Origin of the sequence: Paludifilum halophilum, assembly GCF_002245355.1 — a bacterium.
Classification (GTDB): domain Bacteria; phylum Bacillota; class Bacilli; order Thermoactinomycetales; family DSM-45169; genus Paludifilum; species Paludifilum halophilum.
The window spans coordinates 50,340-65,870 of record NZ_NOWF01000005.1 but is presented as its reverse complement, the minus strand read 5'-3'; the positions used below and the strand labels follow the sequence as shown (position 1 = coordinate 65,870).

Sequence of the window (15,531 nt, the reverse complement as noted above, 5' to 3'; positions counted from 1 at the left end):
CAGGAATAAGCAAATCAACCGGATCAACCAAACCCGGCACCCTTTTACAGGTGCCGGGTTTTTTCATCCGTCCCCGCCAAACCTTTGCACTTAGGGCGTGTCTGATAATTAATGATAACTGAGTGCGGGAGCCGATTTCCGACTCCGCGCCGGGTTGCCCTCCCGCAGATGTGAAACCGTCCGCGACCTTTTCTCCGGACCGAACCAGCATTCATGCGGAAAAGCAAAGTGGCCGCTAAACGGTTCGATCCTCCGAAAACTCCGCTAGGTTGTCGGGCAAAGGTCGCTACGCTGGAAATCGGCATCCAGCTATTTTCGGCTATTTAGCAGACACGCCCTAGCCAACCCCCGCTGTGCCTTTATTTTTCCCAGGTTTCCTCGGAAGCGACGCGGATGCCGTGACGGCGGAGAAGAGCGGCGGTGACGCCGACTCCCGACTTTTTTGACTTGCTAAACGTGCCGTCATAAATGGTACAGCTCCCGCAAGATGGACTGCGCTCCTTTAGAATCGCCTCATCCGCCTCCACGGACTGAGCCATAGCCAATGCCTCCCGGGCTCCGGCTAAAAACGCCTCTGTCACATCATGGCCCTGATGATCGATCACCCGGGCTTTTCCGTCCAATACATCGTCACCATCCCCGCCGACAATTTCCGCCGGATTGCGGGGGGTGGGTAATCCGCCCATCTGTTCCGGACAAACCGGTACGGCTCTCCCCTCCTGAACCAGTTGACGGATCTCCTCGATTCGATTGTGTTTTTGGTCATAACGGCAGGCAATTCCCGCAAAACAGCCGCTTACGATCTTCACTGCAACTCCCTCCGTTCTTTATCCAGCATACCACATTCAAACCACCGACGGATTTTTCACCTTCCTCAAAAAACTTCCATACTCATCCGAACTGCATCCTGCTACAATGGTTGAGGTGTACCATCGAAGCCAGACCGATGAGGAGCGTGTTGAAGGTGTCAGAGAATGTGGTTGTCGTCGGCGGCGGCCTGGCGGGCCTCAGTTCAGCGGCGCGCCTAGCAAAAAAAGGATTTCGTGTTCAATTGATTGAAAAGGCTCCCAAATTAGGGGGAAGAGCGATTACCATCCCGTTGAAGGGATTTAATTTCAACTTCGGCGCCCATGCGATTTACGGACGGGACCACTCCGTCCTGCGCCGGTATGAAAACGAGCTCGGTTTATCGGTTGAATGGAAAGATTTTTCTCCCAAGAAAGCGTTTTATGACTTAGGCTCTTTTACCACCCCCATGCCTTCGACCTTGGAACGCCTGTTCCGCACGAAAATCCTGGATGCGGAAAACAAACTCCGTTTCGGGTACGAAATCATAAAAACACTTACCTCTCTGGAACGAGGCGAAGAAGGGGTTCGGATCGGCGACTACCTGAAAAAGGAACCCGATCAGGTACGGGATTTGTTCCTTACCTTGGCCTCCTCCAACTTTTTTAGTAACGAACCGGAAGAGATCCCTTCCCCGTTGTTTTTTCAGTATTATAAACGCCTCTTTTCCACTCACACCCCGGTGTCCTATATCGGGGGCGGTTGGCAATCCGTCGTCAATCGCTTCGAAAAGATGATCAAGGAAAACGGTGGAGAGATCATCAATAAGGAAAAGATCCGTAAAGTGGAGATGGACGAACGCCGTGTGAGTGCCGTCTATGGAAAAGAATCCGTCTATACCGCGGACCGCTTCATTTTTTGCATCCCGCCGAAGGCACTGGTTTCCCTGTTTGCGGACACCCCCTATCACCACCTGTTTGAGGAATACAACCGGTACAGCCCGAACCAGGTGGTCGTTTACGATGTCGGTCTGAAAGAACGCATCCCCAGCCCTTACACTTATATCTACCACAAAGGGGAACGAATTTTTATCACCGATATCTCTTACTATGATACCACCTGCACGCCGGAAGGCGGTCAACTGATGCAGGCAATCGCCTATATGAATGAGGAAGAAATGGAGCAGGATCGAGGAAAAGAAAAAATCGCCACGATCGAATCGGTGTATGATAAGCATTATCCCGGATGGAGAGATCTCCTGGTAGCGAAGCGCATCTCCAAAAAAGCCACGGTACAGGAGATTAAATGTGTCGAAGACCAGCGGTTAATGCCGGTCCAGTTTTACAGCCTGGATCACGCCTATTTTGCCGGCGACTGGTGTCAAGGGGAAGGTCAGCTGTCGGAACTCTCCTTTAGTTCCGCCTATGAAGTCAGCCGCCGTATTTTGGACGATTCGAACCAAGGACACTGATATTTGAATCGGCACCACGAAAACGCGCCCCCTGCTCTCACGACAGGGGGCGCGTTTTTGTTTCTAAAGCGGCGTTGCTCAGCGTTCCAACGGACAAAAGCAGTCGTTCCACCGCCAAGGTCTTTTCCACCCGGCCGGATTTGATCGCCTGGTCCGTATCGATCGACCGGGCGAGTAACGTCCGGAGCGTCTTCTCCGGATAAGATTTTCCCTGTCGCAAAGCCAATTTGACCGGATAGGGGTGCACCTTGAGCAGCGCGGCCATTTCCCGTTCCGACTTCCCTTGCTTGGCCAGCACCTTAACCTGGAGCATCAATCGAAATTGCCGGATAATCAGGGATAAAATCCGAATCGGCTCTTCCCGGTTGTACACCAGATCGTAAAAGACAGACAATGCCTGTCCGGTTTGTCGCCGGACCACCCGGTCTACCAGTTTAAACACATCCTGCTCCAGGGTTCGGGGGACCAAATCCGATACGGTTTCGGGTGTGATGGTTCCCTCTTTTCCCGCATAGGCCGCCATCTTCTCAATCTCCATATGGAGGAGCCGCAAATCATTACCCACCAACTGAATCAACCGCTCTCCCGTCCGGGGATGGACCTTTACCCCAGTACTCTTCAGACGTTGGGTGACCCAAGAAACTAGCTCTTTCCCCTCCAGGGCATGAAAAGCGACTTCCCGAACCTTTTTTTTCAATTCTTTGACCGTTTTTTTACGGCTGTCCAGTTTTTCGGCGGGAGCGACGAGAATCAAGACGTTCTCTGGCAAGGGATCTTCCGCATATCGCAACAGTTCCTCCGGTCGGTGGTTCACCTTTTCCTTCCCCCGGGAGGCCGTCAGAAACCAGGCGTTTTTTCCAATCACGACCCTTCTTTCTCCAAAGAAGGACGGAGTCTCCGCTTCCTGCACCAACTCTTGAATCGTCGTCTCCTCCAAGTCCATCACCGACTCATTCCACGACGAGTGATCGGAGGGGAGAACCTGGTTCCGAATCCGCTGACACGCATCTTCGATCAAAAAGGTTTCCGACCCATAAAAAAGGTAGACGGGGTGAACCGTCCCCTGCCGTAATTCCTGGTATAATTTGCGCATGGTTCCAATCATCCTCCGGTCTGTTCCCCTAAAGGTTGTTGTATTTCCTCACCGGATACGGGGTCGATCAATAAAACCTCTCCGCTCCTCTCTCCGGACTTCGACTTCCGGTGAATCTCCACCCGCAGGGATCGGTCGGAGCGCCATTCCAACTTGACATCGGAAGCCGGTTTCCAAGAAGAGGAACGATAAACCTCCTCCCCCTGATCCCGGACCACCACCCGGTTCCCTTCCACTGCGGCCAAAAACTGACCACTGGGAGAGGCCGTGCTGTCACCGGAGGGAGAGTCCGATTTCCCTTTTTGATCCGATTCGGGTAGTCCGGTTTCATTGGACTGAATCGTTCCCGTTCCCTTTTCAGACGGATCCGGACCACTTTCCTGCGCTGGTTTCGTAGACGACGGGACTGAGGATGTCTCCCATTCTGACGGGAAAATCGGCACCAACCAGATCGCCATCAGCAGCGAAGCAGCTGTTCCCGCCGCCCCGATCCACCACCACCGGACCTTCTTGTTCCACAGCTCCGGTTCCGCTTTTTTTGACGATCCTTCCCGATCCGGGGAAGGTTGCTCCAAGTGCGGCAAAAGTTCATCGACGAGTCCGGCGGGGGGCGACACCCGGGGCAGGCGCTCCAATTCCCAGGAGATCCGCTTCATAGCATCATACTTCTTCATACAATCCGGACAATCAGCCAGATGTTCATATAGCGCCTCCTCCTCCCGGGGATTCAGTTCATTGTCCATGTCCCGCTGGATCCATTCCTGAACCGTTTCACAGTTCACGGGATGACACCCCCTTCCTTGTAATCCGCCAGCCACTCCCGAAGTTTTTTTCGTCCCCGAAACAAATGAGACTTCACTGTGTTCAGGGGCAGATCCATCGCTTCGGCGATTTCATCGTAAGTATAATCCTGGAGATAACGCAGGATGACTGCAGTACGCTGAGATTCCGGCAACCGCCGGATCGCCTGACGAATATCGGAGGCGATTCCCGATCGCTCCACGGAACTTCCCAGACCTCGATCCAGCTTGGCACCGGCTTCTTCCGCCAAAGGCAATGTCCGTGTTCTTTTCCGGGTGAGATCGATGGCCGCGCGGATCGCGATCCGTTGTGCCCAGGTTTCAACTTTGGAATCCCCTCGAAATGTGGAAAAACGCCGGTAAATACGCAACAGGGCATCCTGTGACGCATCCTTGGCATCCTGCTCATCGCCGAGGATGTAGTAAGCCGTGCGGTAAACCGGGGCCTCCACCTTCCGAAGCAGCCGGATCAGGGCTTTGCGATCCCCTTCCTGTGCGCGCCGGACCCACGACTCTTCGATCACACCCATCCCTCCTGTTATATATAGACGCCATGATCATCCAATTGGTTGCAATCTTTTGATGAGACGCGTGTTGATTTAACCCGATTTTTAGACAGGGAGCTCGTGTTCTACCACGTTCCGGTTGTACCCAAAAGCGCACAAGTCACGCATGGGGTCGCTTCCCGGTCGCGCTATGCCATCCAGCAAGGGAAGTAAAGTCTGTCCGCTCCGAAGCTACCAGCAAGTAGGGGCAAAGCCATTCGGAAGGATCACAAAGAAGAATATGGCCCCTAAACGCCCTCCCTCCAGCTTCTCCGCTTAAGCAGGATGGCAAAGGTCGCTTAGCTAGAACACGACACCCTATCGATGCCCATTATTAGTTCATTCAACAATCCTGAAATGAGACAATGGTCCCTTCCACGGTTCATTGTATCATAGGGAACCTTAGCCGTTCTCATGATCAAATCGCCTGAAACTCCAACGCCTCCCGGGTAAGCTGCCGCTCTCGCCGGATGAAGGTATCCATGGTCTCCGGCACCTCTCGGGTGAACAATGACTCGGCGTACCCACCGATTCGCTCCTTGTCTACCAAACGATGGTCCGGAACCCAGTCGACTCCAAAACGGGCCCCGAGAACCGTGCCGGCGATGGCAGCCACGGTATCGGTATCAAACCCTTCACGAATGATGGATAGGAGCGTTTCCCGGGGATCTGCCTCCCTTCGATGAGCCATCAGAAGACCGTGAAGTCCGCCGAGAAGAACGAACCCCTGATTGGGATGAGCCCGGGTAAACCCTTTTTGTAACTGGGGGCGGGCCCGATTGGAGATGTTTTCTCTCATCGTCTCCACCGGCTCGTCCGCCCATTGGATCGCTTCCCGCAACGGACCGGACAGGAGCATCGTGCTATTCTCCACCTTCCACCCTTCCTGTTTCAGGAGGGTGACGAAGGCTTCCGCCTCCTCCGCATAGCGGGGAAGGGATTTCAAACTTTCCTCCCGCGACTCTCCCCGAACAAATCCGGCCACCGCCCCGGCCACGACCGCGGCGAAGATCGCCGCCCGGCCATCGGCATGCGTAGCCAAGGAAGACTCCAACACCGACCGGAGCAACCTCTCCTGCTCCTCCGGTTTACAAAATAGCGCCCCCAGCGGACCGACCCGCATAGCCGCTCCCATCCCCGCTGAGGGACTGCCCGCCACCTTCACCTTCCGCCCCTTGGCCATCTGCTGAACCGCCCGGACAAAATTGCGTCCCACCCCGCGCCAGGCTTCTCTCTTCCACCCCTGTACCAGCATCTCTTTCCATGCCAGTCGGTTCCAACCACGATGAGAAAGGCAGACCTGCAACAACGCCAACGCCTGCTGCGTATCATCGGAATGAAGTCCTGGAGGACGGAGCTTTCTCTTCTTTCTCTCCGGAATGACAGACAGCGGATATGTATCGGGAAGGTCGGTAAAGAGTCCATACACGGATCGGATTTCGTGCTTCCGCCATGTCTCCACCGGACACCCCAGAACATCCCCCCAAGCCAATCCCAGTAACGCGCCTTTTTTACGGTCGTTCATCTGTTCCGCCCCCGCATCCATTTTTCTTCATCATAACAGACATCCACCTCTCCATCGATCTTACAGTCCCTTATTTCAACAAACCATTCGAAACGGTTTCACAAAACTATTTCCTATGACATCGTTTTCTTATAAAATGTTCATATCGCCCTTGTCGGCAGAAGAGAGAATCTGCCCGGGTGTAAGGAGGGGATAGAAAGGTATATGTAAAAGGTTCGGAAAAATGGCATTATTCTCTTGGTATGGAATCCTTGAAACTTTCAATCCGACTCCAATAACGGGAGAGAGTTATTCCATCCAAAAGGAATGAATAATCGATCCGGAAAGGATGAAACAAGTTGAAACTGGGGAAAACAGCCGCCGGAGTATTATCCTTTACCCTCGCGTTGGGGATGATGGCTGAAGCATCGTCCGTCTCCGCCGAAATGGAAGCGGATTCAACGCCGGCCCGCGGGGAACACGTCGACTGGGCCACCATTAACTACGACCGACTGTCGAAAGCATTGATCCAACAGGGGAAAATCGATAAGAATGCCTCACCTGAAGAAGTGGAACAAGCGGTTCAAAAATACGTGACAAACCGGCATATCCCTCACGAGATCGACACTTCGACTCAAGCCGGGAAAAAAGCGAAAAAAGGCCTCGACCGCGTGCAAAAGAAAGGGGCTGAAAAGGCGCGAAAAAAGAAGATGAAATCAAAGTCCAACTCCCATCAAGACAATCTGGTGATGGCATTAATCGAATTTCCCGATTATAAACACAATCAGCTGGAGCCGCAGGAAGACTTTCTGTATACGAAAGACTTCAGCCCTGAGCATTACGAAAAGATGCTCTTTGGCGAGAATACTTATCAAACACCCGAAGGATTGAAGCTGACCACGATGAACCAATGGTATCAACAACAATCCCGAGGAAGCTGGTCCATCGACGGAACCGTAACCCCGTGGATGGAAGCGAAACATGAAGCCGCCTACTATGGCGGAAATGATTCCTCCAACTCCGATCGAAACCCCCGTGCGTTGGTTGTGGAAACGTTGGACCGGGTGGGGGATTCCATCCAAGGAAAAGAGGACATGTACGATCAGCGGGACCCCTATGATCTCGACGGTGACGGCAATGTCATGGAGCCTGACGGTCTGCTGGACAACCTCATGCTGATTCATTCCGGTACCGGCGAGGAAGCCGGAGGCGGAGACCTCAGGGAAGATGCCATCTGGTCTCATCGCTGGACCTTGAAAGAGCCGGTAAACATCCCGGGAACCGACCTGAAAGCCTATGACTACATGATTCAGCCCGAAGACGGCGCAACCGGGGTATTCGTCCATGAGTACGGTCACAACCTCGGGCTGCCGGACTTATACGACACCACCTATCAAGGACTCGGCTCCCCTGTCGGCCGCTGGTCCGTCATGGCCGGCGGGAGCTGGACCGGTAAAGTCGGCGGGACGGAACCGGTCGGTTTCGACCCATGGTCCAAGCTGTACCTGCAAGCCACCTTCGGCGGAAGCTGGCTTCAACCGACTGAAGTCGACTTGAAAGACCTCAAAAAGAATTACAAACTGGATGAAGCAGTCGGCCCCAAACCGACGAATAAAGCCTTAAAAATCAATCTGCCGAACGTTGAAAAAGAACCCCCGACCCAGCCAAAGAGTGGAGGGAAAGCTTACTTTTCCGACATGGGCAACAACTTGAACAACAAAATGACCTCCGGTGTCATCGATCTGACAGATGCAAAAAGTGCCGTTCTCCGCTTTGATTCCTGGAGAGAAATTGAAGCCGGATACGATTATCTTTACGTCAAAGTGGTCGATCCGGAAACAAAGGAAGAAAAGGTCGTCAAAAAGTACGACGACAACACTAAAGGACAATGGGTCCAAGATGCGATCGACCTCTCCGATTTCACCGGTAAAAGCGTGCAGATTCAGTTCCATTATGCGACGGATGCCGGTCTCGCTCTGGAAGGATTCTACGTGGATAACATCGCAGTCGATGCCGATGGCCAAACCGTATTCCGTGACGATGCCGAAGGAGATCCGAAGTTTGAACTGGACGGCTTTTCCCAGTTTAACGGTCAAGGGAAAATGTACCCCAACTACTACCTCGTCGAGTGGCGGACTCACAACGGTGTGGATCGGGGATTGACTCACGCCTCCTACGGTAATGACCAGTTGGTCTATGACGAGGGGATGGTCGTCTGGTACTATGACGGCCGTTACCTGGACAATAACACCGGTTCGCATCCCGGATACGGACTTGTCGGCGTCGTCGACTCCCACCAGAACCTGATCAACTGGAACAACGATCCCGATCATCCGGCTTCGGCCAAAGTCCAAATGGCGGATGCCGCCTTCGGATTGAAAAAGACTTCTCCGATCCGCATCGAAGGTTTGGAAGGTAACATCTCTTTTCCAGGTGCGAAAGGAGTTTCCACTTTCGACGACAGCCGGGATTACTCCCATCCCGGAGGGGAAACGATCGGTAAAATCCTTCCTCAACAAGGCTTGAAAATCGAAGTGAAAAAAGAAGGCAAAAAAGGAACTCGGGGATTCCTCCGCGTTTCCCAATCGAAGTAAAACGGAATCCTTTTCAACCCATGGAGATTTTCAAACAGGACCGATTTTTTCGGTCCTGTTTTTTTGGCTTCCGCCTGTTTTTATATATTTGGGATCTTATCACGGTTCGTTACCGGACGATGGACATACATTATCATGTGTCGCATCTCAATTGGATGCCTTTCGCCGTTTTCTCGTATTTTTGCTATCATCTCAAAGCTGAGGGTGATCCCGGTGAATATGGAGAGTCTGATCCCCCTGTTCTTGATCGCGTTGTCTGCCAACGTCGACAATATCGGAGTCGGCCTGGTTTATGGATTGAAAAACAGGCGGATCCCTTACACCGCCTTGTGGGCCGTCACTGCTATCGGCGGTATCTCCTCCGGTTTGGCCGTGGAAGGCAGCGAATGGATGAGACAGTGGCTTCCCGCTTTTTTGGAAAAAGGCATCGCCGGCGGGATTCTCATCCTGATCGGTCTTCACTCCTGGACCTTCTCCGGCATTAAAACCGCCTATTACAACGCTCTTATGGAAAAAGAATGGTGGTTTCTCGCTGTCGGTTTGTCCCTCAATAACTTGGGGATGGGAATGAGTGGCGGATTTTTAGGTTATTCCTCCCTCGTCTTCGGCCTATTGATCGGTCTGGCCAGCGGTTGCACCCTGTACCTCGGTTGTCACTTCGGCCAACACTTCAATACCACTTGGCAAAAATGGATACACCCGGTCGGCGCCTGTTTACTGATCGCGATGGGAGTCTATCAATTTTGGGGCGGATAACCGTGTTTCGCCCCCCTCCAACATCGTCTCCACCTTCCATCCGTCCAGCTCGATGCGGAAGGTGACGGCACCGTGGCGGTCGGTACGGAAGATGCGGGTTCCGTGTTCTCGCAACCGCTTCAGCACCTCGGGGGCGGGGTGGCCAAAACGGTTGTCGCGACCGACGGAAATGACGGTACTCCGGGGACGTATTTCCTCCAGCCACGGCTCTCCGGTAGAGGTATCGCTCCCATGGTGAGCCGCCTTGAGCAGATCGATCCGGGGCAAGTCCCACCGCCTTACAATCTTCTTTTCCGCCTCCTCCTCGATATCCCCTGTCATGAGGATCTGTCGCCCGTAGGCGGTCAGAAGAAAAACCACGGAAGCGTCGTTGGGAGCGATCCTTTCCCCTTCTTCCGCCGGAGCGGGATGAAGAAACCGCAGGGAAACCCCCGGTTCCAAGGCCCAGCTCCCGCTGACAGCCGGAGTATGGAAATCGGCTCCTCGATCGGACAAGCGATGCATTAATTCCTTTTCCGTCGATGTATTCGGAGAGAGCGAATTGCGAATCACCCGATCCACGGGAAAACGCTCGGCCACTGCTTTTAATCCGCCGATGTGATCGGCATCCCCGTGGGTGATCACCAGGGCATCGATATGTCGGATTCCCCGATTCTTTAAAAAAGGAACGACCACTTTCTCCCCCACATCGTATTCCTCCCGTTTTTTCTGCCAGTCTTCCTTAGGAAAGGGAAGAGTCCCGCCGCCGTCCACCAGGATCACTTTTCCCCGGGGCGTTTCAATCACGGTACAGTCCCCTTGACCGACGTCGAGGAAGGTGACGCGAAGTTCCTCCTTTCCGCCGATATCCGGGTGATAGGCGTAGAAGAGAAGCCCTATCATCAAACACAGAGAAAGAAGACGGTGTCGAAGTCCTGTTTGCGCACTTCCCGCCCACACCCACAGTATATAAAGAGCGACGGAACCGTAACCCGCCAGCCACCACCCGGATGGGGACGGCCAAACCCCGTGAAAACCGGTCTGAGCGGCCAGAGGGCGCAGAAAGTCCAACAATCCCCTCACGAGGGTTGAGGAAAGGGTGGCGGGCAACCAAGCCGCCCCTTCATGAACGACCCCCAATCCCAAAGCCCCCAGGGATAACGGAATAACCAACAAACTAACCACGGGTACAACGATCACATTCAGCCCCCAGGAAAGGAAGGAAAATTCATTAAAATGATAAATCAACAGGGGGAACGAAGCCGCCTGAGCCACTCCCGTGACAGCGATCAACTGATTGAGCCGCCGCCAGGGAAAAGGTAAGGCTCTGCTGACCGGGGCCACGGCGATCAAGAGAGCCCCTGTAACCAAAAAAGAAAGCTGAAAACCCACTTCAAACAATCGATAGGGATTCCACCACAACATCGCCAATCCCGCCGCTCCCCAAAAGGAGAGACCGTCCTTCCAACGGCGGAGAATCACGGCTGTCAATCCCAGGCCGGCCATAATCGAAGCACGGATGACAGGTGCCCCGGCTCCGGTCAACAACGCATATAAAGGCAACAGGAGAATGATCGTCCCTGCTGTTTTTTCCCGGGTCACACCCACTCCCGTTAATACGGCGTACAGACATCCGACGAAAACCCCGACATGCAAGCCGGAGATCGCCAACAGGTGAACCAGTCCCAACACTTCGAAAGCCCGTTCCACCGAGGCGGGGACCTGACTCCGCTCCCCCAGAAGCATTCCCCTCATCAAACCGGCGGTCTGTTCCGGGTAAACCGCTTCCAACTTCTCTCCCAAAAACTGACGCAAACGGTCGATACCACTTCTCCAACCCTCTTCTCCCCGGGGAAGAAAACGGATCCGGTGAAGGGATTCAGCATCCGCCACCCAGTAAATCCCCCGATGGGACAAATACTCCCGATAGTTGAAGGCCCCTGGATTTCTCGCCTTCTCCGGCTCTTTCAGCCGGACTTCCGCCTGAATCCGCCACCCCCGACGGACCCGGCTGATGTATTCTTTTTCCGAAGGTTGCTGTAGTCGCGTCCGAAGAACCACTGTTTCCTCCGAAACAAAAAACGATCGATCTCCGATCGTCAGCGCAGAAACATCGACGGGGAACTGAACCGAGTCCCCATCCACTTCCGGAGGTTCAGCCGCTTCTCCCCGCAGGGTGACCACCTGATCTTCCGGCATGCCGGCAGGAAACCCCGTTCGGTTCCCTTCATCCACCCATTGAAACTGGGCCGCTCCGGCGGCGACAGCGGCCAAACACAACCCCAAGAGAAGGAGTCGGCCCCGATAATAGTGAAAAACGATTCCCAGCAGCAAAAAGATCAGTGCAGCAAGCCCCCATATCCATCCGCTCAAAGGAACCTTCGCTCCGAGACCGATTCCCGACGCCCAAGCCAGTGCCACCCAAAATAACGGCCTCCTCATCTCATCCCCCATTTGATGACAAATCAGGAAATGATCATATATTCGACAACAAGAGACATGTTTCCTTTCTGATGGCTCCATTTCCTTCGGTTGTTTTTTTCACCGAAAAACCCTTGTCAAAAGGACAAGGGTTTTTCAATAAAAAGAGTCGGGTCCGGTTTTTCCTCGAAAACCGGACCCGATCACATGAGTTCCATCGGACTGACGCATTGCCTTAGTCGTCATCCGGCTCTGTCGGTTGGATTTCAGCCCCGTCATCAGGGTTATCCGGATCGCCTTCACCGGGAGGATCGTCCCCCGGATCCCCTTCACCGGGGGATTCGGGGTTATCGTTGCCCGAATTCCCATCTCCCGGATTCCCGCCTCCCGGATTTTCGTTACCGGGATCATCATTGCCGGAATTTCCGTTACCGGGAGATTCACCCTGATCCGGCTGGTTTTTCTCTTTTTTTTTCTTCTTCTTTTCCTTCTCTTCTTCTTTCTTGGCCCGTTTGCACTCGAAACATTTGAAACCCACCGAGGGCTGGGACTTGAATTTACTGCTCTTCGACGCCAGCTCCGGATCAGTTTCATCAATGGCCTGGAAGATTTTCGTCCAGACGATCCTGGCCCGTTTATCATTGGGGAGGCGATGGGCGTATTCGTAACCGGTCCAAACTCCCAGGGTGATATCCGGAGTATATCCCATGAACCAGACATCTTTGGTACCATTGGTCGTCCCCGTTTTACCGGCCAAGTCGTAACCGGGGACCCGGGCCCCGACATAGGTGCCGGTTCCGCTTTTGATCACGTCCCGGAGCATATCCGTAGTCCAGTAAGCGGCTTGGGGGGAATAAACCTTCACCGGATCGCTTTCGTGTTTGTAGACCGTTTCTCCGGAAGCGTCGGTAATCTTTTCGATCATGTAAGGTTCATTGAATTTCCCTTCGTTGCCGAGGGAGGCGTACCCCGCCGTTACCCGCTGTACGTCGAAGCCGTAAGTAAAGCCGCCGATGGCGGATGCTTCACCGTCATTTTTATGGACGGGAAAATTCATTTTACGCAGATAGTCCAGGCCCCTCTGTACGCCGACCTTACGAAGCACCTTGATCGCCGGGATATTTATCGACTTCTTCAGGGCTTCCCGGGCGGTCATCGCTCCATCATACCGATGGGTGTAGTTTTCATACACTCCGCCGCTGTGGCGCAACGGTTCATCGATAATCACAGAATCCGGCGAAATCACCCCTTTGTCCATCCCCGGACCGAAGTCCAACAAGGGTTTGATCGTGGATCCGGGCTGGCGCCTGGCATCCAGGGCGTGGTTTCGATTATTCGCCTCAAAATCGCGGCCGCCCACAAAGCCCAGCATGGCACCGGTTTTCGTGTCGAGCAGGGTAGCCCCCACCTCTTCTTTGGCGTTTTTAATCGTGCGCCCGTTGACGGTATACGTTATGGGACCTGCATACAGCGCATCATTTTGGGCCGCTTTATTCATCGCTTCGTATAGATCCTTGTCCAGAGTCGTATGAATCCGGTATCCGCCGGTTTGCACCTCTCCGCGGTATTTGTTCAGGGTCTCCCGATATTTACCCTCTTCGCTCAGTTTCTTTGCGTCAAGACCGTCCTCTTTCATCAAGATTTTGGCCGCTTCTTCCTCCAAGGCCATCGTAATGTAGGGGTACTTTTGATAAGCATTGGTTTCTCCCTTTTCGGCCAGAGAACCTTTGATGTCAAACTTTGCGGCTTTTTTATACTCGTCTTTGGAGATCTTTTTGTTCTCCACCATATTTTTAAGTACGTCCCTCATTCGTTCTTCTCCGCGTTTTAACGCCTCTTTGCCCATAAAGGGATTATAGGCGTTGGGACGCTGCACCATACCTACGATGTAGGCAGACTGGGCGAGGTTGAGATCCTTGGCGTCCACTCCGAACATCCCTTGTGCCGCGGCCTGAACCCCTAACATGTTTCTTCCGCTGGCTCCTCTGCCGAAATAGACGCTGTTCAGATACGCATTCAAAATTTCTTCCTTGGAAAAAAAGCGTTCCATGCGCTGTGCCAGGAAAATTTCCTTGGCTTTGCGCTCCATGGTTTGTGCATTGTTTTTCAGGATACTCTGTTTAACCAACTGTTGGGTGATTGTGCTTCCCCCGGTTTGAACCTCACTGCCGGTCACCTTCTGGAATGCGGCGCGAAGAATCGAACGGGGAACAATCCCGTCGTGCTCGTAGAATTCCCGATCCTCCGTGGAGATCAGAGCATCGACCAGATGGGGGCTGACGTTATCCGCCTGAATCACTTTCCGGTCTGCATCAGCGCGCATCCGTCCGATCAGCTCTTCATCCCGGAAGTAGGCATAGCTGGTCTGGCTCCATTTTGTAATCGCCTCTTCCAGCTTTGCTTCCGGACGCACGGGTTCTTCATTGACAAGGGAAGCTACGTAACCCGCTGCAGCACCGACCGAAGCCATTGTACCGACTGAGAAAAGCGTGATCAGAACCAATGACGTAAAGAGAAGTCCTCTCACCAGACGACTGCGCTTATTTCTTGGATCTTTCGTGTCGGAAGGACCCTTTTTTTGTTCGTTTGATTGAGAAGGTCTTTTTTGATCTGCCACCGCTCAAACCCTCCTTGTTTCATGGCCATATTGTATCACAGGTTGGAAAAATGAGTGAGATTAAAAAGGTTAAAAATCGTTGTATCAACTTTGTGAACTCGTTTGACCGCACATTGGCGGTGACTGTTTGTCAACCGCCGGATCCGGTGATAGCATGATACAAGATCCACAGAAAACGGAGGGGTCTCCATGGCCAGCCATTTCAGCGATATCGGTTTTAACGCCGACTCCGACGAAGAAATCATGTCTCTCCTTCGGCAGGCGGCACAGGAAGGACAACCTGTGGAAAGCACCAACGGGCACTATCTTTTCTGGTCCCCGGAAGAAGGGATTCAGCTTTGGCTTCAAGTGGACCCGGAAGGAACCGTTATCGGGTTCAATCCACACCTCGCCGGCAAAGGACGAATCCGGGCCGCTCTGACTGAGGAACAACCGGAACCGGATATGACGATGGAAGGAGGGTTTCACGCCTGGGCCGATCCTTCGGGGGAAAGCCCGGACACCGGTGCCTATCCTTTTCTCTTCGACATGCCGGATTACGATCGTTATCGAGGGCATCTCGCCCTGCCTCAAACCGTCAACACCCAGATTGCCGCCTTCGCCCACGAGCTGTACAGCTTTGCCGACGAGGACGCATATGCTTCTTTTCAAAGAGAAAACGACCTGCGTTTCACCCCGGAGTCCTTCGTCTCCTCCGGGCTTCTTATAGCGTCGGAAGCGAAGACCGAAGAGCGACCGGAAGCGACGGCGGTTTTTACAGGCCGCGTTTTGGAAACCGAGCGTCGAACCAATCCGACAAGCGGCCGCCCATTTTACCACCTTCATGTCCGAACCCTCGGCGGCACCTTCGACGTCGCCGCTGATCCGGACATCATCCAAGGAGAACCCGTCCCCGGGGGGATTGTACAAGGGTCCTTCTGGTTGAGCGGCCGTATCATCGACTCGTAAGAGGGAAAGGTATCGGT

The 15,531-nt window shown here is 53.6% G+C and carries 11 protein-coding genes; 4 read left to right on the top strand and 7 right to left on the bottom strand.

The genetic code is table 11. The features are described from left to right. Positions 1–359: 359 nt before the first annotated feature. Positions 360–809 carry a 2-thiouracil desulfurase family protein gene (locus CHM34_RS09165; RefSeq protein WP_094264311.1) on the bottom strand — a complete coding sequence of 150 codons (450 nt, stop codon included), beginning with the start codon at positions 807–809 and terminating at the stop codon, positions 360–362. Positions 810–964: 155 nt separating this feature from the next. Between CHM34_RS09165 and CHM34_RS09160 the strand changes: the two genes are divergently transcribed. After that, entirely contained in the window at positions 965–2,257 is a 1,293-nt protein-coding gene (locus CHM34_RS09160; protein WP_240511951.1) for a phytoene desaturase family protein, read from the top strand. A 37-nt stretch (positions 2,258–2,294) separates the two neighbouring features. Here CHM34_RS09160 and holA read toward each other — a convergent pair whose 3' ends face one another. From holA to CHM34_RS09140, 4 genes are all read right to left on the bottom strand, one after another. After that, positions 2,295–3,350, bottom strand: coding sequence for a DNA polymerase III subunit delta (holA, locus tag CHM34_RS09155; RefSeq protein WP_169713669.1), 1,056 nt, complete (start codon positions 3,348–3,350; stop codon positions 2,295–2,297). A gap of 8 nt (positions 3,351–3,358) precedes the next feature. Beyond that, complete coding sequence (locus CHM34_RS09150; protein ID WP_094264308.1) at positions 3,359–4,132, bottom strand: zf-HC2 domain-containing protein; 774 nt, start codon at positions 4,130–4,132, stop codon at positions 3,359–3,361. Then, entirely contained in the window at positions 4,129–4,680 is a 552-nt protein-coding gene (locus CHM34_RS09145) for an RNA polymerase sigma factor (RefSeq protein ID WP_206093781.1), read from the bottom strand. Before CHM34_RS09145 ends, CHM34_RS09150 begins: the two co-directional genes overlap by 4 nt. A 433-nt stretch (positions 4,681–5,113) precedes the next feature. Next, positions 5,114–6,220, bottom strand: coding sequence for an ADP-ribosylglycohydrolase family protein (locus CHM34_RS09140; protein ID WP_169713668.1), 1,107 nt, complete (start codon positions 6,218–6,220; stop codon positions 5,114–5,116). Between the two features lie 338 nt (positions 6,221–6,558). On the opposite strand from CHM34_RS09140, the gene CHM34_RS09135 reads away from it, so the two are divergent. Together CHM34_RS09135 and CHM34_RS09130 are read left to right on the top strand one after the other, a co-directional pair. Beyond that, positions 6,559–8,793, top strand: coding sequence for an immune inhibitor A domain-containing protein (locus CHM34_RS09135; protein WP_094264305.1), 2,235 nt, complete (start codon positions 6,559–6,561; stop codon positions 8,791–8,793). A gap of 219 nt (positions 8,794–9,012) precedes the next feature. After that, complete coding sequence (locus CHM34_RS09130; protein WP_240511965.1) at positions 9,013–9,549, top strand: manganese efflux pump MntP; 537 nt, start codon at positions 9,013–9,015, stop codon at positions 9,547–9,549. Here CHM34_RS09130 and CHM34_RS09125 read toward each other — a convergent pair. Further along, positions 9,508–11,949, bottom strand: coding sequence for a DNA internalization-related competence protein ComEC/Rec2 (locus CHM34_RS09125; protein WP_169713666.1), 2,442 nt, complete (start codon positions 11,947–11,949; stop codon positions 9,508–9,510). The genes CHM34_RS09130 and CHM34_RS09125 overlap by 42 nt on opposite strands. 235 nt (positions 11,950–12,184) lie before the next feature. Next, positions 12,185–14,566, bottom strand: coding sequence for a transglycosylase domain-containing protein (locus CHM34_RS09120; RefSeq protein WP_094264302.1), 2,382 nt, complete (start codon positions 14,564–14,566; stop codon positions 12,185–12,187). A gap of 189 nt (positions 14,567–14,755) precedes the next feature. Here CHM34_RS09120 and CHM34_RS09115 point away from each other — a divergent pair, with 189 nt between their 5' ends. Next, on the top strand, positions 14,756–15,514 hold the full coding sequence (locus CHM34_RS09115) for a hypothetical protein (protein ID WP_094264301.1): 759 nt from the start codon (positions 14,756–14,758) through the stop codon (positions 15,512–15,514). Positions 15,515–15,531: the final 17 nt, after the last annotated feature.